This is a genomic window from Streptomyces sp. NRRL WC-3618 (genome assembly GCF_001280005.1).
Taxonomy (GTDB): domain Bacteria; phylum Actinomycetota; class Actinomycetes; order Streptomycetales; family Streptomycetaceae; genus Streptomyces.
This window is the reverse complement of record NZ_LGDW01000001.1, coordinates 197303-218462: the sequence shown is the minus strand read 5'-3', so window position 1 is coordinate 218462 and position 21160 is coordinate 197303. Positions and strand designations below refer to the sequence as shown.

General features: G+C 70.9%; 18 protein-coding genes and 2 pseudogenes. 10 read left to right on the top strand and 10 right to left on the bottom strand.

Annotation, left to right across the window (positions count from 1 at the left end; all coding sequences use genetic code 11):
- Positions 1-2272 (bottom strand): glycogen debranching protein GlgX (glgX, locus tag ADL01_RS01005; RefSeq protein WP_053739901.1); only part of this gene is annotated, 2272 nt, incomplete at its 3' end.
- A gap of 153 nt (positions 2273-2425) precedes the next feature.
- Here glgX and ADL01_RS01000 point away from each other — a divergent pair.
- The 7 genes from ADL01_RS01000 to ADL01_RS00970 all read left to right on the top strand — a co-directional run bounded on the left by ADL01_RS01000 (position 2426) and on the right by ADL01_RS00970 (position 9586).
- Positions 2426-3667 (top strand): L,D-transpeptidase, encoded by a 1242-nt coding sequence (locus ADL01_RS01000; RefSeq protein WP_053739900.1) that lies wholly within the window; start codon positions 2426-2428, stop codon positions 3665-3667.
- A 151-nt stretch (positions 3668-3818) separates the two neighbouring features.
- A complete protein-coding gene (locus ADL01_RS00995) occupies positions 3819-5072 on the top strand; it encodes a L,D-transpeptidase (protein ID WP_053739899.1) in 1254 nt (417 codons plus the stop codon).
- A 160-nt stretch (positions 5073-5232) separates the two neighbouring features.
- Entirely contained in the window at positions 5233-6000 is a 768-nt protein-coding gene (locus ADL01_RS00990; RefSeq protein ID WP_053739898.1) for an enoyl-CoA hydratase/isomerase family protein, read from the top strand.
- A 262-nt stretch (positions 6001-6262) separates the two neighbouring features.
- Positions 6263-6766 carry an ATP-binding protein gene (locus tag ADL01_RS00985; protein WP_053739897.1) on the top strand — a complete coding sequence of 168 codons (504 nt, stop codon included), beginning with the start codon at positions 6263-6265 and terminating at the stop codon, positions 6764-6766.
- 129 nt (positions 6767-6895) lie between these two features.
- Entirely contained in the window at positions 6896-7681 is a 786-nt protein-coding gene (locus tag ADL01_RS00980) for a polysaccharide deacetylase family protein (protein ID WP_053739896.1), read from the top strand.
- A complete protein-coding gene (locus tag ADL01_RS00975) occupies positions 7681-8880 on the top strand; it encodes a YncE family protein (protein ID WP_053739895.1) in 1200 nt (399 codons plus the stop codon). Before ADL01_RS00980 ends, ADL01_RS00975 begins: the two co-directional genes overlap by 1 nt.
- Positions 8881-8977: 97 nt before the next feature.
- A complete protein-coding gene (locus ADL01_RS00970) occupies positions 8978-9586 on the top strand; it encodes an ADP-ribosyltransferase (protein ID WP_053739894.1) in 609 nt (202 codons plus the stop codon).
- Between the two features lie 130 nt (positions 9587-9716).
- On the opposite strand, the gene ADL01_RS00965 is transcribed toward ADL01_RS00970, so the two are convergent.
- Complete coding sequence (locus ADL01_RS00965; RefSeq protein ID WP_234354444.1) at positions 9717-10355, bottom strand: GNAT family N-acetyltransferase; 639 nt, start codon at positions 10353-10355, stop codon at positions 9717-9719.
- A gap of 34 nt (positions 10356-10389) precedes the next feature.
- On the opposite strand from ADL01_RS00965, the pseudogene ADL01_RS43315 reads away from it, so the two are divergent.
- Both ADL01_RS43315 and ADL01_RS00955 read left to right on the top strand, forming a co-directional pair.
- Positions 10390-10505 (top strand): annotated as a pseudogene (locus ADL01_RS43315) (MerR family transcriptional regulator); the annotation flags it as partial.
- A gap of 133 nt (positions 10506-10638) precedes the next feature.
- The gene (locus tag ADL01_RS00955; protein WP_053739921.1) at positions 10639-10851 is read left to right on the top strand and encodes an EF-hand domain-containing protein; all 213 of its coding nucleotides are present in this window, start codon (positions 10639-10641) and stop codon (positions 10849-10851) included.
- Between the two features lie 380 nt (positions 10852-11231).
- Here the strand turns inward: ADL01_RS00955 and ADL01_RS00950 are convergent, their stop codons facing one another.
- Positions 11232-11927 carry a Crp/Fnr family transcriptional regulator gene (locus ADL01_RS00950; RefSeq protein WP_078960246.1) on the bottom strand — a complete coding sequence of 232 codons (696 nt, stop codon included), beginning with the start codon at positions 11925-11927 and terminating at the stop codon, positions 11232-11234.
- A 141-nt stretch (positions 11928-12068) separates the two neighbouring features.
- Between ADL01_RS00950 and ADL01_RS00945 the strand changes: the two are divergent.
- Positions 12069-12365: pseudogene (locus ADL01_RS00945) on the top strand (MFS transporter); the annotation flags it as partial.
- Here the strand turns inward: ADL01_RS00945 and ADL01_RS00940 are convergent.
- From ADL01_RS00940 to gcvT, 7 genes are all read right to left on the bottom strand, one after another.
- Entirely contained in the window at positions 12353-13579 is a 1227-nt protein-coding gene (locus ADL01_RS00940) for a sensor histidine kinase (protein ID WP_053739890.1), read from the bottom strand. The pseudogene ADL01_RS00945 and the gene ADL01_RS00940 overlap by 13 nt on opposite strands.
- Before the next feature lie 106 nt (positions 13580-13685).
- Positions 13686-15890, bottom strand: a complete 2205-nt coding sequence (locus ADL01_RS00935) for a M48 family metalloprotease (RefSeq protein ID WP_053739889.1) — start codon at positions 15888-15890, stop codon at positions 13686-13688.
- The gene (locus ADL01_RS00930; RefSeq protein ID WP_234354443.1) at positions 15887-16423 is read right to left on the bottom strand and encodes a hypothetical protein; all 537 of its coding nucleotides are present in this window, start codon (positions 16421-16423) and stop codon (positions 15887-15889) included. Before ADL01_RS00930 ends, ADL01_RS00935 begins: the two co-directional genes overlap by 4 nt.
- 281 nt (positions 16424-16704) lie before the next feature.
- On the bottom strand, positions 16705-18087 hold the full coding sequence (locus ADL01_RS00925; RefSeq protein ID WP_053739887.1) for an L-serine ammonia-lyase: 1383 nt from the start codon (positions 18085-18087) through the stop codon (positions 16705-16707).
- Between the two features lie 56 nt (positions 18088-18143).
- Entirely contained in the window at positions 18144-19406 is a 1263-nt protein-coding gene (gene glyA / locus ADL01_RS00920; RefSeq protein ID WP_053739886.1) for a serine hydroxymethyltransferase, read from the bottom strand.
- A gap of 28 nt (positions 19407-19434) precedes the next feature.
- A complete protein-coding gene (gcvH, locus tag ADL01_RS00915; protein WP_053739885.1) occupies positions 19435-19812 on the bottom strand; it encodes a glycine cleavage system protein GcvH in 378 nt (125 codons plus the stop codon).
- 101 nt (positions 19813-19913) lie between these two features.
- Entirely contained in the window at positions 19914-21032 is a 1119-nt protein-coding gene (gene gcvT, locus ADL01_RS00910; protein ID WP_053739884.1) for a glycine cleavage system aminomethyltransferase GcvT, read from the bottom strand.
- Between the last annotated feature and the right edge of the window lie 128 nt (positions 21033-21160).

Below are 21160 nucleotides of genomic sequence, written 5' to 3'. Positions count from 1 at the left end.
CCCCGATCTCCTCCCCAGCCCGATACCCCACCCCCGGCGCCGCCCCCTGCTCCTCCCGTGACGTGTCGACGACCACCTCGTACCGCTGCGCCCAGGGCGCCCCCGGCAGCGCGAAGGTCGTCGGGGCGGCGCCCGCGTGCAGGATCACCAGGAAGCTGTCGTCGGTGATCGGGGCGCCCCGGGCGTCGCGGCCCGGGATGTCGCGGCCCGAGAGGTACATGCCCACCGTCGCCGCCGGCGCGTACCAGTCCCCTTCCGTCATCTCCGTGCCCCGAGCCGTGAACCAGGCCAGGTCCCGCAGCCCGTCCGCCGAGTGTGCGCGGCCGGAGAAGAACGCTCGGCGGCGTAGTACGGGATGGCGGTGTCGCAACTCGATGAGACGGGCCGTCAGTTCGGTCAGGGCTCGCCAGCCGGGGTTCTCCAGCAGGCCCCAGTCCACCCAGCTGATCTCGTTGTCCTGGCAGTACGCGTTGTTGTTGCCGCCCTGGGTGCGACCCAGCTCGTCGCCCGCGACCAGCATCGGAACGCCCGTCGACAGCAGCAGGGTTGTCAGCAGGTTCCTCAACTGGCGTCGGCGCAGAGCCTGTACGGGCTCTTCGTCCGTCTCGCCCTCCGTGCCGCAGTTCCAGGCGCGGTTGTCGTCCGTACCGTCCCGGTTGCCCTCCCCGTTGGCCTCGTTGTGCTTGCGCTCGTACGACACCATGTCCCGGAGGGTGAAACCGTCGTGCGCCGTCACGAAGTTGACCGAGGCGTAGGGGCGCCGGCCGCCCCACGCGTACAGGTCGCTCGACCCCGACAGGCGGTACCCGAGGTCCCGTACGTCCGGTAGCGCGCCCCGCCAGAAGTCCCGTACCGCGTTGCGATAGCGGTCGTTCCATTCGGTCCACAGGGGTGGGAACGCGCCGACCTGGTAGCCGCCGGAGCCGACGTCCCACGGTTCCGCGATCAGTTTCACCCGGCGCAGCACCGGGTCCTGCGCGATCACCGCGAGGAAGGGGGAGAGCATGTCGACATCGTGCATCGAGCGGGCCAGCGCCGCCGCGAGGTCGAAGCGGAAGCCGTCCACGCCCATCTCCGTCACCCAGTACCGCAACGAGTCGGTGATCAGGCGCAGTACGTGCGGCTGGACCACGTGGAGCGTGTTTCCGCAGCCCGTGTAGTCGGAGTAGCGGCGGGGGTCGTTCTGCAGCCGGTAGTAGCCCCGGTTGTCGATGCCCCGCAGGGACAGTGTCGGGCCGTGTTCGTCGGCCTCCGCCGTGTGGTTGTAGACCACGTCGAGGATGACCTCGATGCCCGCCGCGTGCAGTGCGCGCACCATGCGCTTGAACTCGCCGACCTGCTGTCCGGCCGTACCCGTCGCCGCGTAGCCCGCGTGGGGGGCGAAGTAGCCGATCGAGTTGTAGCCCCAGTAGTTCTTCATGCCCCGGCGCAGCAGATGGTCCTCGTGCGCGAACTGGTGCACCGGCAGCAGTTCGACCGCCGTCACGCCCAGCTTCGTCAGGTGCTCGATCGCCGCCGGGTGGGCCAGGCCCGCGTACGTGCCCCGCAACTCCTCCGGGATGCCCGGGTGCAGCTTGGTGAAGCCCTTGACGTGGAGCTCGTAGATCACCGAGTCGGCCCACGGGGTTTTCGGGCGGCGGTCGTCCGCCCACTCGTCGTCGGGGGCGTCGTCGTGGACGACGACTCCCTTCGGGACGTACGGCGCCGAGTCGCGGTCGTCGCGCACGGTGTCCGCGACCTGCTGCTGGGGCCAGTCCCTGACGTGCCCGTACACCTCGGGTGGCAGGTCGAAATCGCCGTCCACCGCCCGCGCGTACGGGTCCAGGAGCAGCTTCGCCGGGTTCCAGCGGGCGCCGGTCCACGGGTCCCAGCGGCCGTGCACGCGGTAGCCGTAGCGCTGCCCCGGCATGACCCCGGGCACGAAGCCGTGCCAGATCTCGTGCGTCAGTTCGGTGAGGGCGACCCGGGTCTCCACCTCCCCGCCGCCCTCATCACCGTCCCCTACCTCGCCGAACAGGCACAGCTCCACCGCCTCCGCCCCGCCCGCCCACAGCGCGAAGTTGGTGCCCGACACCCCGTCCGGGCCCGTGCGGAAACGGGCGCCCAACGGCATGGGCGTTCCCGGCCACACGGGTACGGCGGGCAGCGCGGCGCGTGGCGCGCCGTTCAGCACGGTGGCGGGCAGCGCGGCGTCGGGCGACGCCGTGTCGGGGTGCCCGGTCTCTACGGCGCGCTGCTGGGCCACCGCTTTCTGCTCGGCTGCGCTGGACACCTCTCCACCTCCCGCGACTCGTGGAACGAAGCGAGAACAGGCGTACGGCGTCCCAGCCGAGGTGCCCTGTCGCGTCGTTTCTCCCCCCTGTTCTGCCCATCGCGTGGCTCGCACTCACGTTTCCCCGGGGCGGGCCGCGTCGTTGGGTCCTGCGTGAGGCACGTAACAGGGCGCGCTCGGCGCGCGAAGGCCGGGCTGGCCGCCGTACTGACATGGGCAGGACTGCTGGCCGGAGCCGCCGGCTGTACTTCGGAGGGGGTGCACGGGACGGACTCGATGTTCGGGAAACCCCGGGCGCCGAAGGACGTGATCCGCGTCGTCCCGGACGACGGCAGCCGCGCCGTGCGCCCCGACAACCCCCTTCTCGTACGGGTGGCCGGCGGGCGCCTGGAATCGGTGAAGGTCGTCAGGTCGCAGGACGCGCAGGAGTCGGTGGTCCCCGGGCGGATCGCCGAGGACGGGCTGTCCTGGCGGCCCGACGACGCGCGGCTCGCGTTGGCCGCCAGATACACCGTCGACGCCGTGGCGCTCGACGGCCAGGGGAACCGTTCGGCCCGGCACACGACCTTCACCACGTACGTGCCCGATGAGCGGTTCATCGGATACGTCACCCCGGAGAACCGCTCCACCGTCGGCACCGGAATGATCGTGTCGCTGGAGTTCAACCGTGAGGTACAGAACCGCGCCGCGGTGGAACGCGCCGTCCACGTCACCGCGAAGCCCGCCGTCGAGATCCGCCCGCACTGGTTCGGCGACGACCGCCTCGACTTCCGGCCCGAGGAGTACTGGGCACCGGGCACCGAGGTCACCGTCGATCTCGCGCTGCGGGACGTCGAGGGGGCGCCGGGGGTGTACGGGATCCAGCAGAAGACGTTCACCTTCACCGTCGGCCGCAGTCAGGTCTCGCTGGTCGACGCCGCCGCGCACACCATGGAGGTGCGGCGCGACGGCGATCTGCTCGCCACCGTGCCGATCACGGCGGGAGCGCCCAGGACCACCACGTACAACGGGAAGATGGTGGTCCTGGAGATGCTGGAGCTGACCCGGATGAACGGCGCCACCGTCGGCTTCAAGAAGAAGGACGGCAACGGCGAGTACGACATCCCGGACGTGCCGCACGCGATGCGACTGACCACCTCCGGCACCTTCGTGCACGGCAACTACTGGGCGCCGGACGCCTTCGGCAGGACCAACGTCAGCCACGGCTGCGTCGGACTGAGGGATGTGAAGGGCGGCAGTTCGGACAGTCCGGCGGGCTGGTTCTTCGACCGGAGTCTGGTCGGTGACGTCGTCGAGGTCGTCCACAGCAAGGACAAGCAGATCGCTCCCGACAACGGGCTCGGGGGATGGAACATGGGCTGGAAGGAGTGGAAGGCGGGCGGCGCCGTGAAGTGAACAGTCGGATCCGACAATCTGATGATGTTGGGACGAAACAGTGACCTTCGGGGGCCGCCAGGGGGTGTGACCTTGTGCTTAATATGCGGCCGGGGGGGCGCGTATGCGCCGGGGAATTGGGCCTGAGTCAGGCCCCGGGAGGGGAGAAAGCTTGAACGCGCGACCGATATCGGCGACTTCGGCGGCGGCACGGCGGGGCGGGAGGCGGGGGAGCAGAGGGCCACTGGCACTGCTCGCCGGCGTCGTGCTCGTCGCCGCCACCGCGTGCGTGGGCGGCGGTTCGGGCTCCGGCACCGACGACGCCAAGCCGAAGGGCAAGGACTCCTCCACCGCGCCGACCCAGCAGTCGCAGGCGGTCGTGACGATCGCGCCCAAGGACGGCGCGAAGTCCGTGGACACCAGCGGCGCCCTCACGGTCAGCGCCGCCAAGGGCAAGCTGACCGGGGTCAAGGTCGAGGACCCCAAGGGCAACGCGGTCGAGGGCACGCTGACCGCCGGCGACACCAAGTGGGCGCCCACGGCGCATCTCGCCGCGTCCACCACGTACAAGGTGCACGTCGTGGCGAAGGACAGCCAGGGACGTACGGCGGCGGAGGAGTCCTCCTTCACCACCCTCACCCCGAAGAACACGTTCATCGGCAGGTTCACGCCCGAGGACGGTTCCAAGGTCGGCGTGGGCATGCCGTTCTCGATCCGCTTCACCCGGGGCATCACGCACCCCGAGGACGTCGAGAAGGCCATCACGATCAAGACGGAACCGGCCGTCGACGTCGAGGGCCACTGGTTCGGCAACGACCGTCTCGACTTCCGCCCCGAGAAGTACTGGAAGCCGGGTACGAAGGTCACCGTCGCCCTCGCTCTCGACGGCGTCGAGGGACGCCCCGGCGTCTACGGCAAACAGGCCAAGCAGGTCTCCTTCACCATCGGGCGCAGCCAGGTCTCCACGGTCGACGTCAAGACCAAGAAGATGGTCGTACGACGGGACGGCAAGGCCATCAAGACCCTCGCCGTCACCACCGGCAAGCCCGGCTACGAGACCTGGAACGGCCAGATGGTCATCAGCGAGCGCCTCGAGGTGACCCGGATGAACGGCGAGACGGTCGGCTACGGCGGCGAGTACGACATCAAGGACGTCCCGCACGCCTCGCGCCTGACCGACTCCGGCACCTTCATCCACGGCAACTACTGGGGCGGCGACGCCTTCGGCAACTACAACGCCAGCCACGGCTGCATCGGCCTCAGGGACGTACGCGGCGGCTACGACAGCGGGGTGGCGGCGGCCTGGTTCTTCGACCGGTCGATGACCGGCGACGTGGTGATCGTGAAGAACTCCAACGACCGCGTCGTCGACGCGGGCAACGGGCTCAACGGCTGGAACATGTCCTGGGAGAAGTGGAAGGCGTAACCCCGGCTTACGTCGTCGCGGGCCCGGTGTGACCGACAGCAGCGGGCCCGTTGTCGTCAGTGTTCCTGCTGTGTCTGCCTGGGGGACAACCCCCGGGCCCCCGCCGAGTGTGACCGACCGCACCGGCCCAGTTCCCGTTAGCCCCCGTTAACCTGCCTCCATGACTGTGCATCTCGAAGTCGCCGAAGGTGTGGGCACGCTCCGGCTGGACCGGCCGCCGATGAACGCGCTGGACATCGCCACCCAGGACCGCCTCAAGGAGCTCGCGCAGGAGGCCACCCGGCGGGAGGACGTCCGGGCGGTCGTCCTGTACGGCGGGGAGAAGGTGTTCGCGGCCGGCGCGGACATCAAGGAGATGCAGGCCATGGACCACGCGGCGATGGTCGCCCGGTCCAGGGATCTTCAGGACTCCTTCAGTGCCGTCGCGCGTATCCCCAAGCCGGTCGTCGCCGCGGTGACCGGCTACGCCCTCGGCGGCGGCTGCGAGTTGGCGCTCTGCGCGGACTACCGCATCGCCGGCGACAACGCGAAACTCGGTCAGCCGGAGATCCTGCTCGGTGTGATCCCCGGCGCGGGCGGCACCCAGCGACTGGCCCGGCTGATCGGGCCGTCCAAGGCCAAGGACCTGATCTTCACCGGGCGGATGGTCAAGGCCGACGAAGCGCTGGCCCTCGGTCTGGTGGACCGGGTGGTACCGGCCGCCGATGTGTACGCCGAGGCGCACGCCTGGGCGGCGAAACTCGCGCAGGGTCCGGCGATCGCGCTGCGCGCGGCGAAGGAGTCGATCGACGCGGGTCTGGAGACGGACCTGGAAACGGGACTGGCGATCGAACGGAACTGGTTCGCCGGTCTGTTCGCGACCGAGGACCGGGAGACCGGGATGCGGAGCTTCGTGGACGAAGGTCCCGGTAAGGCGAAGTTCCGCTGAAGCGCTTGCAGTTGACGCGATGTCTTATCCGGGTCCCTCGATAGGGCGGTTTATGGGAACCTTGGGCCAACCTTAAGCCTGTCGTGTCGAGGGGGCCTGTCGCTTGCCCGAAAGTGAGCTTCCGTCGCAGGTGGGAGGGCCTTTAGCGGCCGACGGAATGCCGTCGGCATATGCCGGTGGACCTACTCGGAATGACGCGTTCCGGGGGGCGTATTCCTCCGGAACGGCCCCGGCGGATGGCTCGGGCGGCCATGATGGGGGCATGGCGGGGCTGGAGGGCATGGAACAGCCGCGGGGGCACGGCCGTGCGACGGCGGCGCGTTGGTCGCCCGCGGTGGAGGACGAGCGGGCACTCAAGGCGCTCGAGCTGTTCGGAGACCCGACGGGCGCCGAGGTTCGACTGCCGTCCCGCCCGGAGTCCGCCGCGAGCGCCCGCCGCCTCGCCCAGGTCGTCGTACTGCGCCAGTGGGGGCTGTCCCCCAAGATGACCGAGGACGTGGTGCTCCTCGTCTCCGAGCTGGTCGGCAACGCGGTGCGGCACACCGGCGCGCAAGCGTTCGGCCTGCGGATGCGCCGGCGCCGGGGATGGATCCGCGTCGAGGTCCGCGACCCCTCGCGGGGGCTGCCGTGTCTGATGCCGGTTCAGGAGATGGACATCAGCGGGCGGGGGCTGATGCTGGTCGACAAGCTCTCCGATCGGTGGGGCGTCGACCTGCTGCCGCGCGGAAAGACGACCTGGTTCGAGATGCGCGTCGCCGACCGGTAGGGCGCGCGACGCCGAGATGATCCAGACGACAGGGCCCAGGGCGCGCGACCGGGTGTGAGGCCGCCCCTACCGTATGGGCGGGCCGCCGATCGGGCTAATCGCCTGTTTTCCTCCCCAACCCCCCCTTAAATGGTGCGGGTGACCACGACCGACCGTCGAGCGGTGCTGCGCGCGGGCGCCGGGATCGTTGCCTCGGGGGCGCTGACCACCGGGTGCGCACCCGGCACCGCAGCCTCCCCCCGTACCCCTGCCTCCCCTGCCCCTTCCTCCCGTACCCCGGCTTCCCACACCCCCGCGCCCGCGCCCCTTCTCCACTACCCCGCCCAGATCTCCCACGGCCCCCGCGACCGCCCCCGGGTCGCCCTCACCTTCCACGGCGGCGGCGACCCCGCCACCGCGCACGCGGTGCTCGCCGCCGCCGAGGAACACGGCTCCCGTGTCACCGTGTTCGCCGTCGGGACCTGGCTCGACGCCCACCCCGGCCTCGCTCGCAGCGTCCTCGGCGGCGGTCATGAACTCGGCAACCACACCCTGCGCCACCTCGACATCAACGCCATGCCGGAGGCGGACGCCGACGCCGAGATCCGGGGGTGCGCCCAGCGGCTGAAGGCGCTCACCGGGTCCGTCGGCACCTGGTTCAGGCCCTCGCGCGGCGCCCGCGCCTCGCCGCTCGTCGAACGGCTCGCCCGCCGGGCCGGCTATCCGCACGTCCTGTCGTACGACGTCGACTCCCTCGACTTCACCTCGCCGGGCGCCCCCGCCGTCGTGGCCAACGTCATGGCCGACGTCCGCGCCGGATCGATCGTGAGCCTGCACTTCGGATACGCGGACACCGTTGCCGCGTTCCCCGGCCTCCTGCACGAACTCGACCGCCGCGGCCTGCGCGCGGTGACCACCACGGAGTTGCTGACCTGATGCCCCTCACCGTCATCGCCCGCGCCCTCGTCACGACAGCCGCCCTCACCGTCCTCGCCGGACTCGCCGGCTGCGGCACCGAGGCCCAGGACGAGCCGCACCGGCCCATCGGCGCGGTCAAGCCCGCCCTGCCCGTCAAACCCGCCGTGCCGGTCAGGCCCGCCTTCCAGGGGCTGCCCGGGATGCCGCCCGTCCTCCTCCCGCGTGATGTGTACGCCGCCGACCGGCCGGGCAAGCTCTCGCCGGTCGTCCGGGACTTCCCGTCCCGGGTCTACGTGCCCAACACCGAGTCCGACACCGTCTCCGTCATCGACCCGAAGACGTACGAGGTCATCGAGACGATCCGCGTCGGCCGCCAGCCCCAACACGTCGTACCCTCCTGGGACTTGAAGACCCTCTGGGTCAACAACGACCGCGGTCACACCCTCACACCCATCGACCCGAGGACCGGGAAAGCGGGCGAACCGGTCGACGTCCACGACCCCTACAACCTCTACTTCACGCCCAACGGCAAATACGCCGTCGTCATGGCCTCCCTCGACCGCCAGCTGGTCTTCCGCGACCCGCACACGATGAGGATCGCCAAGGCCGTGCCCGTCAGCTGCTACGGCGTCAACCACGCCGACTTCTCCCTCGACGGCCGGTACTTCATCGTGTCCTGCGAGTTCAGCGGCGAACTGCTCAAGGTCGACACCGAGAAGATGAAGGTCGTCGCGCAGCAGAAGCTGCCCTACGAGGGTGCCATGCCGCAGGACGTCAAGATCTCGCCGGACGGCAGACGGTTCTACATCGCCGACATGATGGCCGACGGCATGTGGATCCTGGACGGCGACAGGTTCACCCGGCCCACCCTCCTGCCCACCGGCAAGGGCACCCACGGGCTGTACGTCAGCCGCGACTCCCGCGAGATGTACGTCTCCAACCGGGGCGAGGGCACCGTCTCCGTCTTCGACTTCGCGAAGGGCGAGGTCACGAAGAAGTGGCATCTGCCCCACGGCGGCAGCCCCGACATGGGCGGCGTCTCCGCCGACGGCAAGGTCCTGTGGCTGTCGGGACGTTACAACGCGGAGGTGTACGCCATCGACACCCGGACCGGGAAGCAGCTCGCCCGCATCAAGGTGGGCAGCGGACCGCACGGTCTCGCCGTCTACCCGCAGCCCGGCCGCTATTCACTCGGCCACACCGGCATCTTCCGCTGATCCGCACCCAGTTGGCCGCCGCCGACACCCCGTGTGACACGCCGCCGATCGAGTGACGATCCCCGGCCCGCCGCCGCAGACCCGACATGGTGCACCCGTGATCACAACTCGCCTGCGGCGGCGGACCGCTGCCGTCGTCCTCTCCCTGGCCGCCGTCTTCGCGACCTCGGCCGCCACCCCGCCCGCAGCCGCCCCGAAGGCCTTCACCAGGGCCGCTGCCCCGACCTGTCCCCAGTTCGACGACCCGATCAAGGCCGCCGTGGACCGCCGCGTCGACGTCGACCGCATCACCCCCGAGCCGGTGTGGCGCAAGACCTGCGGCACCCTCTACCGCAGCGACGGCCGCGGCCCCGAGATCGTCTTCGCGGAGGGCCTCAAGCCCAGGGACGTCATCAACGGCCAGTACGACATCGAGAAGTACGTCCTGGTCAACCAGCCCTCCCCGTACGTCTCCACGACCTACGACCACGACCTGTACAAGACATGGTGGAAGTCGGGTTACAACTACTACATCGACGCCCCGGGCGGCGTGGACGTGAACAAGACCATCGGCGACACCCACAAGTGGGCCGACCAGGTCGAGGTCGCCTTTCCCGGCGGTATCGAGCGGAAGTACATCATCGGCGTCTGCCCGGTGAACAAGACCACCAAGGTCGAGATCATGAGCGGCTGCCAGAGCAACCCGCACTTCGAGGCCTGGCACTGAGCCAAGCCAAGGTGCTTATGGGGTCCGCTGGAGGCGCGGTGTGAAATCTGCGGGTCCGTCGTGGCTGGTCGCGTAGTTCCCCGCGCCCCTTTGGGGCACGGGCACCGCCGCCCGAGTCCCCTGAGCCCGCTCAAGGGGCGAGCAGCAACGCCTCTCCGCCCACCGGTGTGAACCCCGCCGCCTGGAACGCCCGTACGCTGCGGGCGTTCCCCGGCGCCAGCTGGGCCCAGACCGGCTCCCCGCCGCTCAGGTACCGCGCCGAGGACGCCAGCGCCCGGCCCAGACCCCGGTGCCGTACCGTCTCCGTCACCTCCACCGCGGCCTCCAGCCGCCCGGCGACCCCGCGCCCGAGGATGAGCACCCCGCCGTCGGCCGCCCACACCCGGACGTCGTCCCGGTGCCGGTGGGCGCGGGCGACCCGGTGATGAGCGGGATCGTCGATCTCCGTCAGCGTCAGCGGGGGATCGCCCTGGAGGGGGGAGGCGACCGCGAGCAGGTCGATCGTCTCGTTCGAGCGGCCCGTACGGTCCATGAGGGCGGCCAGGAAGCGCGGGTTCATGGGCGCGGAGAGCGGGTCGCTGGCCACCCCGGCCAGGGTCCGGCGCACCCAGTCGGGGTCCTCGTCGGTGAAGACGACCGCGTGCGCGGTGAAGGCGAGGACCCCGGCGTCGCGGTGGGACGCCTGGGGCACGATGGTCGTACGGCCGTCGGGGTCCGGGAAGACGCCTCGCGCCACGGCGTCGAGGACGTCCTTCAGTGTTTCCCCCACAGTGCTCCTCCCGGCCCAGCCCGGACTCGCGAACATGATCGACGACGGCACCGGACATCTCACCATCGGCGAGCCGGCCAGGGCCACCGGATTGACGGTACGGACCTTTGTCACTGGTCCGACGGGGGCGCCCGGCGATCCGGAGGCGGCGGATGTCCTGCGGGACCTGCGACCGCCCGCCGCGCACCGTGCGGAGTTCGCCTGGGTGGCCGCGGCGATGCGCGCGCATTTGGCCAGCTAATCTGACCCCGTCAGCAGTACGTACATGAAGGGGCGGGTCCCGGTGGCGGACATCGAGGAAGCACGCAAGCAGTTCGAGCGCATCGACACGAACGGTGACGGGGTCATCACGGCCGCCGAGTTCAAGACGGCCCTGGCGCAGGCGGGCGACTGGAACGTCACCGAGTCCGTGGCCGAGGTCATCATCGCCGCCCGCGACCTCGACGGCGACAGGCTCCTGTCGTTCGACGAGTTCTGGACGTACCTGAACAAGTAGAGCGAAGCAGTGCGTGTGGGGCGCCCGCCGGATCGTCGGTGGGCGCCCCTTCACGTTGTCGCGTCGCCCACTCAAGCGAGTTGGTGAAGCCGGGTAAACGGGGCAAGCGTCCTCTTAATTGTTTGTGTGGCGTCATGTCGGAAAAGATGCCGATGTGTCAAATCAGCCACGCTGTGCGCCAGTTGGCGTAGACATCGCTGATGTATGGCCGTTGCATGGATGGCCCCGGACGTTCGATGGCTATGCGGCGCCACCAGGACTTCCCGTGAATCCGGGGGAGCCGCCCGGCCGGGCACCAGGGGGAGCCCAGGCCCCGGGCGGCGGAGCGGGAAGAGTTGGCGGCGGAACCGGCACGGGGAGCCCGGTTCCGCCGCCCACGCTCACCCCCCGAACGCCTGCCCCTTCAGCTGATCGACCGACCGGATCAGCAGCGACTGACGCCCCGTCACTATCCAGCCACGGCCCCGCCATTGCTCCAGCACCCGGCTCACCGTGCGCCGCGAGCTGAGCACCAGCCCGGCCAGGTCGTCCTGGGAGAGCGGTAGTGCGATGCGTACGCCGGTGCCGTCCGGGTCGGGGTGGCCGCAGCGTTCGGCCAGGTCGAGGAGGAGCGCGGCCAGGCGCACCGGCACCGGTTCGGTGATGCCGGTGCGCTGGACGTCGGCCTCGCGCAGGCGCCCGGACAGCGTCTGTTCCAGCGCCGAGGCCACCCCGCCGTCGGCCCGGGCCAGCGTCCGGAAGCGGGCGGCCGGCAGTTGCAGCAGGTCGACCGTCGTCGCCGTGAGCAGCGAGGCCGAGCGGCGTCTGCGCTCCAACCCCGCCTGCTCGCCGAGGAGTTCACCGGGGCCGCGCAGCGCGAGCAGCGCACGGTAGCCGGCGTGCGACTGGGCGACGACCTTGACCCAGCCGCGCAGTAGCACCACCAGATGGTCGGAGTCGTCCCCCTGCGCCAGGAACTGCTCGCCGGCGGGCAGGGACAACCGGGTCGCCACCCGGAGCAGCGCGTCCCGGTCGGCGGGGGCCAGGGACTGCCAGAAGGCGGCCGGCCGGCCGCTGTCGGTGCCCGTCTCGGCCATGGAACGCCCCCGGTCCAGGTGTGCGGCTGTGCAGAGGATATGACGGCCGTCACCCGTCAGTCGACGGTTGCCGGTGCCGGGTCCTTCATCCGGTTGCCCAGTCCCTCGGCGCCGCCTTGGTCGCCTAAACCAGGCGGTGTTGCGGGTTTCCTCGGCCCGGTCCTGGGCGCCGTCCTCTACGAACGGATACCGCGCCGACTGCTGGGCCGGGTCAACGCCGTGGGCGACTCCGTGGCCCACGCAGACGTCCCCCTGGGCGGGCTGCTCGCCGGGACGGCGGTGACGGCGGCCGGACTCGTACCGGTGCTGCTGGCCGTCGGGGCCGCGTACCTCGTCACCACGCACCTCGCCGGGCTGCGCCGCGAGTGGCGCGAGCTGGACCGACCCGGCAGCGGCGCCGGACGGAAACCCAGCCGGCGGGCACGTCAAGGCCGTTGATCGACTCCGAGTGCCGGTGTTCCCTCCGCAGGGGCGGAGAGAACGGGCCGGCCGATGGGGAGGGAGGCGTGGACCTGCCAGCAGGTGCCGTCGACGGTGACCTGGGGGCCGGCCCGGAACGAGCCGTGCAACAGGGCCACGCGTTCCCGCATCCCGACCAGGCCCATACCGGCTCCGGGGACCTGGGGTTGCTCCGAGCGGTCGACGAAGGGGCTGCTCACCTGCACGGTGAGCACGGCGTCCTGCTGGGCGAGGCGCACGACGACCGGTCCCGGGGCGGCGTGCTTGAGTGCGTTGGTCAAGGACTCCTGGGTGATCCGGTACGCGGCGAAGTCGACCGGCGAGGGCAGTTCCGGACCGGGCGGACGAGCGTCGTCCACGGTGACGTCCAGACCGTTGGCGCGGGCGCGCGCGACAAGGGCGCCCAGGCCGTCCAGGGTCGGCACCGGCGCCGGATCCCACTCGCCGCCCCGGTCCCGGAGCAGCCCGACCAGGCGACGCATCTCCGACAGGCCTTCGACGCCGTTCTCCCGGATCACCGACAGCGCGTTCTGGGCGCTCACCAGGTCGCCCAGCGAGAGCGCGGCGGTGGAGTGGAGGGCGATCGCGGTGAGCCGGTCGGCGACCACGTCGTGCAGTTCACGGGCCATCCGCGTGCGCTCAGCGGTGATCGCCTGCGCCCGGTCCATCTCGGCCAACCGGATGCTCTGCCTGGCCTGAAGCCTGGCAGCCTCGGCAGCCTCCCGGTGGTTGCGGACGATGGCTCCCGTGGCCGCCGGGACGAGGGTGACCAGGCCGACGACCACGCCGATGACCACCGCGTCCGAGATGCCGTACCAAGCGATGAAGCCCAGGGTCGCGGTGACCGTGACCAGCCCGGCGACGACCGGAATCCGCTGGGCGGCAGAGTGGCTGCCGTAGAGGACGGCGGCGTACACCAGATCGGTGAACATCAGCACCGTTGCCAGACTGCCCGAGGTGAACTGGTCCCCCACCAGGGCGAGAAAGCCCAGAACCAGGGCGGTCTGCGGCCTGACGCGCCGTAGCACCTCGAGCCCGGCGGTCACGGTCAGCGGCACCAGCACCCACGCCCCGCCCAGCGGCTGACCGGCCTGGGTGTGCTGCCCGAGCAACCACAACAACAGACCACCGGCCAGCCCGGCAAAGGCGATTGCCAGATCGTCACGATGCGGCTGCGAACGAGGAGCGCCCATGCCGCCATCCAAGCACCGGGCGCTCACGGGCGGCGCGTCCCTCGGTGACCGGACCGTGCCGGAAGCACCTCCCGCTCCGGGCGCGGCCGGGGAGGCTGCCTGTGGTTCAGGGCGCGGTGCCCGTCGGGGGGACGAACAGCAGGCGGTCCCCGGAGTGGAGGACCGCCAGGACGCTCGCTGCCGCGAGGACGGCGGCCAGGACGGGAGTCAGGCCGGCCACCCACCGGCGAGCGGGGCCGTGGGTGGGGGTGGGGAGGAAGGCCGCGGGGAGTGCGAGCGCGAGCAGGAGCAGCGCGAGCTGGGACAAGGGGTCGGTGGTGTAGAGGGCGGCTGCTTGGAGGGGGTGATGCCAGGAGGTGAGGTAGCGCGCCCACATGACCGCTCCGGCGAGCGTGGCGGACAGCGGCGCCGCGTACAGGGCGTCACCGAGGCCCGAGGCTCCTTTGAGGGCGAGCAGGGCGGCCAGAGTGGCGAGTCCCGCGCAGGTTGCCGCCCAGCAGTCGAACTGGGTGGCGGCCATGGAGCCACCCTGGGGCACCACCGGTTCGTACGCCCATCGAGCGGCCACCGCCGCGCCGGCCGCTGCCGCCACCGTCCACACCACGTACCGACCCGCACTGGCCGGGGCGCCGGGCACCGGGAGCGTCCGGTCGCCCCGCAGGGCGAGCCAGAGTGCGAACAGGGCGACACCGGCCAGTCCCAGCGTGGTGGAATCGGCCGAGGCCGAGTACATGCCGCTGAGCGCGAGCGCGTCGACCGCCTTCCGCCAGCCGGTCACGTGGAGAAAGACGGCGCTTTCCTGCGCGATCCGCAGGGCGCCTGTGAACAGTACGAGGTTGACGCCGACCGCCCCGGCCCATCCCCACCGTGAGCCGGGCGCGGCGCCACCGCGACGGACCCACAACCGGGCGAGAGCCGAACTCAGCGCACCCGCGCCCGCCACTGCCAACGGCAGCGTCACGATGAGCGGCCACCGGCCTGAGGGACCCTCTCCACTGACGCCGGTGCTCTGCAACTGCGCCACCAGCCCCACAGCCGTGCTCGCTGCCAGGGCCAGCAGGGCTCCTCGGGGGAACGGCCCGGCACCGCCGTCGGCCGGAGTGCCGCGCCACACCGCGATGCCCCATCCGACCGACAGCAGCGATCCGGTGACCAGGGCGCTGAGCAGCCGCGCCGGCCCGCCTGTCAGCGATGTGCCGGTGAATCCGGTCTGGGCCAGATCGGCCACAGCGTTCATGACCATCGCGCTGAGCAGGCCGGTGACCGTGACGTCGAGCAGCGACACGGGAAGCGGCAGGCGCGCCTGCCGCAAGGCGGCCACCCGGCGGGCCGCCGTGGGGTGGGTCGCACGGGCGCGGTCCATCCACGACAGCGTCGGCGACGGCTGCCCGGCCAGCAGGGACTCCAGGGGCTCGCGGGTCCGGCCCCGCAGCGAGCGCAGGTCGGCCTCGTGCTCGCGCGAGCGCAGCACGTGCTGGGAGACCAGAGCGGCGACGATGAGCAGCAGCAGGGCCCGGACGCCGTACTCGCCCCAGAAGGACGTGCCGAGCACGGCGAGAGGCCCCCGGTGGTCCTGGGACCGGTCCCGCACCGCGATGGTGACCGCCGGCACCACCAGAACCGGAGCGAGCGCCCACCACACACCCCGGGTCAGCCACACCAAGGTGACATCTCCCGCGGCCACATGCGCCAGCTCGTGCCGGAGGATCGCGTCGGCCTGCGCGGGCGGCAGGTCCCGTACGCCACGGGGCAGGACGATCCTGGTCCGGCCCGGTCGGCCGGCGGTGAACGCCTCCTGAAGCCACACCGAACCCCACACCACGACGGGCACCCGCCGGACGCCCATCTCCGACGCGGCCAGGGCCGCGCGGTGCTGCCACTCAGCCGGTGCCGTCACCAGAGGACCCGCTCGCCGCATCAACCGCCGGGGCAGCACCCACAGGCTTGCCACCCCCAGGAGCAGCACCACGAACGACCCCGACAACGACACCAGGGCGAGTCGCTGCTGCACCGGCCGGGTGCACTGCTGGACGTAGGTGTTGCGCGCGAAGTCCTGGGGAAAGCCCTGGCCGGGCACGGCCCGGACGGCCTCGTCGAAGCAGCGCAAGTAGGCCGACGCCCACGAGGTCCCCAGGAGTTGGTTGTGCATGATCTGCCCGGCGAAGGCGCCGGCGAGCAGCAGTACGGCCACCAGCAGCAGGTACCGGGCACCGGCCGACGAGGTGACACCGGGCCAGTGCCGCGCGGTCGCGCGGCTATCGGTGGGGGAGGGCGAGAGAGCGGGAGGTCCGGATGCGGCGGTATCGGTCACGGGGCCTGCTCACCCCGTTGACGTAGGACGTCCAGGATCGTGTCGGCCAGCTCACGGGCCTTGGCCTCGTCCATGCGCATCTGCGCGGCCCAGCCTGTCAGCAGCATGCGCAGCGCCCGTTCCTCGTCCGGGTCGAGCCCGGCCGTGGGCGCGGTGGCGGTCACCACCGCCGAATCCGTTTCCCCGTTCCGCGGAGTCGCCGGGGCCGCCGTGTGCGCGCGGCGTTGTTCGAGCAGACGAGTGACCTTGCGGCGGGCGGCGTCGCTGATGACGTCGAGCGCGCCGTTGGCGGCCCGTTCGGCCACGGCCCCCACCAGCAACGACACCAACGGCAGCACGTAGGGGATGGCCGACTGCACGATGACGCCGCTGCCCACTTTGGGCCGCAGCTGACGGGACCGCAGGACGCCGTGGGGGTCCTTGCGGAACTCCGCCAACATCGGGTCGAACTCGGCCCCGTCCTCGGGATGAGCCGAGATGAACACCTCACGGCTGAACCGGGTGAACACCTCCCAGCCTCGGACGCTGCTCACATCCGCGTTGTCGTCCGGGACCGGAATGGAGATCGTCGGCTGTTCGGCCCTGCGCCATCGGAACACGCTGCCCCCCGCTGAGTGCCCGTCAGCCCACTTCCGGGCGGGACGGCGAACTCACGACAACGTAGCGACCGGGACACCATCTGTGACGGCAATTCGGCAGAACTGCCCCAGGAGCGGGCTTCCCGACGGCAGGGGACCGGCCGACCACCACGATCGGATCGCTCGCGGGCCGACGCCGGGCAAGCCGAGACGCCTCGCGCCGACTCGCGCCCACCTCAGCACTCGATGATGTTCACAGCCAGCCCGCCCCGGGCCGTCTCCTTGTACTTGACGCTCATGTCGGCCCCCGTCTCCTTCATCGTCTTGATGACCTTGTCCAGGGACACCTTGTGCGAGCCGTCGCCCCGCATCGCCATCCGTGCCGCCGTGACCGCCTTCACCGCGGCCATGCCGTTGCGCTCGATGCACGGGATCTGGACCAGGCCGCCGACCGGGTCGCAGGTCAGGCCGAGGTTGTGTTCCATGCCGATCTCGGCCGCGTTCTCGACCTGTTCGGGGCTGCCGCCCAGCACCTCCGCGAGCGCGCCCGCCGCCATCGAGCAGGCCGAGCCCACCTCGCCCTGGCAGCCGACCTCCGCGCCGGAGATGGACGCGTTCTCCTTGAACAGCATGCCGATCGCGCCGGCGGCGAGCATGAAACGGACCACGCCCTCCTCTTTTTCTCCTTCGGAGGCACCACCCGCCGCGAAGTTGAGGTAGTAGTGCAGGACCGCCGGGATGATGCCCGCGGCCCCGTTCGTCGGGGCCGTCACGACCCGGCCGCCCGCCGCGTTCTCCTCGTTCACCGCCATCGCGTACAGCGTGATCCACTCCATCGCGCGCGCCAACGGCTCGCCCTCCGCCCGGAGTTGACGCGCCGACATGGCGGCGCGTCGACGTACCCGCAGTCCGCCCGGCAGGATGCCCTCGCGGGACATACCGCGCGACACGCACGCCTGCATCACCCGCCAGATGTCCAGCAGCCCGGAGCGGATCTCGTCCTCCGTGCGCCAGGCGCGCTCGTTCTCCAGCATCAGCGCGGAGATCGACAGACCCGTCTCCTTCGTCAGACGCAGCAGTTCGTCGCCCGTGCGGAACGGGTACTTGAGGGCCGTGTCGTCGAGCTTGATCCGGTCCGCGCCCACCGCGTCCTCGTCGACGACGAATCCGCCGCCCACCGAGTAGTACGTCTTCGACAGCAGCTCGGCCCCCGAGGCGTCGAACGCCCACAGGGTCATGCCGTTCGCGTGATAGGGGAGGGTCTTACGGCGGTGCAGGACCAGGTCGTCGTCGAAGGAGAAGGCGATCTCGTGGTCGTCCAGCAGCCTCAGCCGGCCCGACTCCTTGATCTGCTCCACCCGTGCGTCGGCGCCCTCGACGTCCACCGTGCGCGGTGAGGCGCCCTCCAGGCCGAGCAGCACCGCCTTGGGGGTGCCGTGGCCGTGGCCGGTCGCGCCCAGGGAGCCGTACAGCTCCGCGCGGACCGACACCACCGCGCCGAGGACTTCCTCGTTGCGCAGTCGGCGGGCGAACAGCCGGGCCGCCCGCATGGGACCGACCGTGTGGGAGCTGGACGGGCCGATGCCGATCGAGAACAGGTCGAAGACCGAGATGGCCACGGGAACTCCTCCAAAGAGGGCGGGGGCACACGTCGTCGGGTGCCCCCGCCAGGGAACTACTTGTTCAGGCCGGGGTACAGCGGGTGCTTGTCGGCCAGCGCCTTCACGCGTGCCTTCAGGCTGTCGACGTCGAACGACGGCTTCAGGGTCTCGGCGATGACGTCCGCGACCTCCTCGAAGTCCTCGGCCGTGAAGCCGCGGGTGGCCAGCGCCGGGGTGCCGATCCGCAGGCCGGACGTCACCATCGGCGGACGCGGGTCGTTCGGGATCGCGTTCCGGTTGACGGTGATGCCGACCTCGTGGAGACGGTCCTCGGCCTGCTTGCCGTCGAGCTCGGAGTCGCGCAGGTCGACGAGGACCAGGTGGACGTCCGTACCGCCGGACAGGACGGACACCCCGTGCTCGGTGACGTCCGCGCGCACCAGACGCTCGGCGAGGATGTGGGCGCCGTCCACCGTGCGCTGCTGGCGCTCCTTGAAGTCGTCCGAGGCGGCGACCTTGAAGGAGACGGCCTTCGCCGCGATCACGTGCTCCAGGGGACCGCCCTGGAAGCCCGGGAAGACGGACGAGTTCAGCTTCTTCGCGAACTCCTGCTTCGCCAGGATGATCCCGCCGCGCGGGCCGCCCAGCGTCTTGTGGGTCGTCGAGGTGACGACGTCCGCGTACGGCACCGGGTTCGGGTGCAGCCCCGCCGCGACCAGACCGGCGAAGTGCGCCATGTCGACCCAGAGGTACGCGCCCACCTCGTCCGCGATCCGGCGGAACTCGGCGAAGTCCAGCTGACGCGGATACGCCGACCAGCCCGCGATGATCACCTTCGGCCGGTGCTCCTTGGCGAGCTGCTCCAGCTCGGCCATGTCGACCAGCCCGGCCTCGTCCACGTGGTAGGCGACCACGTCGAACTGCTTGCCGGAGAAGTTCAGCCGCATCCCGTGGGTGAGGTGGCCGCCGTGGGCCAGGTCCAGACCGAGGATGGTGTCGCCGGGCTGGGCCAGCGCGAACAGCGCGGCCTGGTTGGCGGAGGCGCCCGAGTGCGGCTGCACGTTGGCGTATTCGGCGCCGAACAGCTCCTTGACCCGGTCGATCGCGATCTGCTCGGCGACGTCGACGTGCTCGCAGCCGCCGTAGTAGCGGCGGCCGGGGTAGCCCTCGGCGTACTTGTTGGTGAGGACCGAGCCCTGGGCCTCCATGACGGCCACCGGAGCGAAGTTCTCCGAGGCGATCATCTCCAGGGTGGACTGCTGGCGGTTGAGCTCGGCGTCGACGGCGGCGGCGATGTCGGGGTCGAGCTCGTGCAGGGGAGTGTTCAGAAGCGACATGGGTCAGTACGTCCTTACGCCTGGGGGCTCAGCTGCCGGAGAACGCGGTGTACTCGTCTGCGGAGAGCAGGTCGCCCGGCTCGTCGGAGACCCGCACCTTGAAGAGCCAACCGCCCTCGAACGGGGCGGAGTTCACCAGCGACGGGTCGTCGGTGACATCCTCGTTGACCTCGGTGACCTCACCGGAGACCGGGGAGTACAGGTCGCTGACGGACTTGGTCGACTCCAGCTCACCGCAGGTCTCACCGGCGGTCACCGTGGCACCGACCTCGGGAAGCTGGACGTACACGACATCGCCGAGCGCGTTGGCCGCGTGCTCGGTGATACCGACCGTCGAGACGCCGTCCTCGGCGCCCGACAGCCACTCGTGCTCCTTGCTGTAGCGCAGCTGCTGGGGATTGCTCATGGCCTGAATTCTCCTGTACGCGGGGGACTGGTCATGCATGGGGTACTACAGGGACTGCCTGCGAAGGGGCAGGACAGGGGTTGCCGCTGACCCTGACAGGATCACTTCCGGCGCTTGTAGAACGGCAGAGCCACAACCTCGTACGGCTCGTGGCTGCCCCGGATGTCCACGCCCACGCCCGCCGTGCCCGGCGCCGAGTGCGCGGCGTCGACGTACGCCATCGCGATCGGCTTGCCGAGGGTGGGGGAGGGGGCGCCCGAGGTGACCTCGCCGATCACCTGGCCGTCGGCGACGACCGCGTACCCGGCGCGCGGCACCCGGCGGCCCTCGGCGACCAGGCCGACGAGTACCCGCGGCGGCTCGTGCGCAGCGCGCTCGGCGGCCTCGCGCAGGGCCGCGCGGCCCACGAAGTCGCCCTCCTTCTCGAACTTGACGACCCGGCCGAGCCCGGCGTCGAAGGGCGTGAGGGAGGTCGTCAGCTCATGTCCGTACAGCGGCATGCCCGCCTCAAGGCGCAGCGTGTCCCGGCAGGACAGACCGCAGGGGACGAGCCCGACGGGCGTGCCCGCTTCGGTGAGCGCCTGCCACACCTTCTCCGCGTCGCCCGGTGCCACGAACAGCTCGAAGCCGTCCTCGCCGGTGTATCCGGTGCGCGCGATGAGGGCGGGGACACCGGCGACCGTGCCGGGCAGGCCCGCGTAGTACTTCAGGCCGTCGAGATCGGCGTCCGTGAGGGCGGCGAGGATGCCGGGCGCCTCCGGGCCCTGTACGGCGATCAGCGCGTAGGCGTCCCGGTCGTCACGGACGAGCGCGTCGAAGCCGTCGGACCGTTCGACGAGGGCGTCCAGCACGACCTGCGCGTTGCCGGCGTTGGCCACCACGAGGTACTCGGTCTCGGCCAGGCGGTAGACGATCAGGTCGTCGAGGATGCCGCCGTCGGGCCGGCAGATCATGGTGTAGCGGGCGCGCCCCACGGCGACGGACCCGATGTTGCCGACAAGGGCGTGGTCCAGCAGGGCGACGGCCTGGGCCCCCGTCACGGTGATCTCGCCCATGTGGGACAGGTCGAAGAGGCCGGCCTTCGTGCGCACGGCGAGGTGCTCGTCGCGCTCGGAGCCGTAGCGCAGGGGCATGTCCCAGCCGGCGAAGTCGGTCATGGTGGCGCCGAGCGAACGATGCAGCGCATCGAGGGCGGTCAGACGCAGAGGGGTGCTGCTCATCGGTAGTGCTCCCAGGGCATGACGGCGAGGTCGTTCCTCCCCATCTGTCATCGGAACCTGAGAGGTTCGTCATGACCGCCGGTCGAACGGCGGGTCACTGACTTGCACCTTGGGTGGAGCCACTGGTC

Coding starts and splice junctions, on each gene's coding strand:
- ADL01_RS00990 (WP_053739898.1), top strand. CDS start 5,233: ATGACTGTGCATCTCGAAGTCGCCGAAGGTGTGGGCACGCTCCGGCTG.
- ADL01_RS00985 (WP_053739897.1), top strand. CDS start 6,263: ATGGCGGGGCTGGAGGGCATGGAACAGCCGCGGGGGCACGGCCGTGCG.
- ADL01_RS00980 (WP_053739896.1), top strand. CDS start 6,896: ATGGTGCGGGTGACCACGACCGACCGTCGAGCGGTGCTGCGCGCGGGC.
- ADL01_RS00975 (WP_053739895.1), top strand. CDS start 7,681: ATGCCCCTCACCGTCATCGCCCGCGCCCTCGTCACGACAGCCGCCCTC.
- ADL01_RS00950 (WP_078960246.1), bottom strand. CDS start 11,927: ATGGCCGAGACGGGCACCGACAGCGGCCGGCCGGCCGCCTTCTGGCAG.
- ADL01_RS00940 (WP_053739890.1), bottom strand. CDS start 13,579: ATGGGCGCTCCTCGTTCGCAGCCGCATCGTGACGATCTGGCAATCGCC.
- glyA (WP_053739886.1), bottom strand. CDS start 19,406: ATGTCGCTTCTGAACACTCCCCTGCACGAGCTCGACCCCGACATCGCC.
- gcvH (WP_053739885.1), bottom strand. CDS start 19,812: ATGAGCAATCCCCAGCAGCTGCGCTACAGCAAGGAGCACGAGTGGCTG.
- gcvT (WP_053739884.1), bottom strand. CDS start 21,032: ATGAGCAGCACCCCTCTGCGTCTGACCGCCCTCGATGCGCTGCATCGT.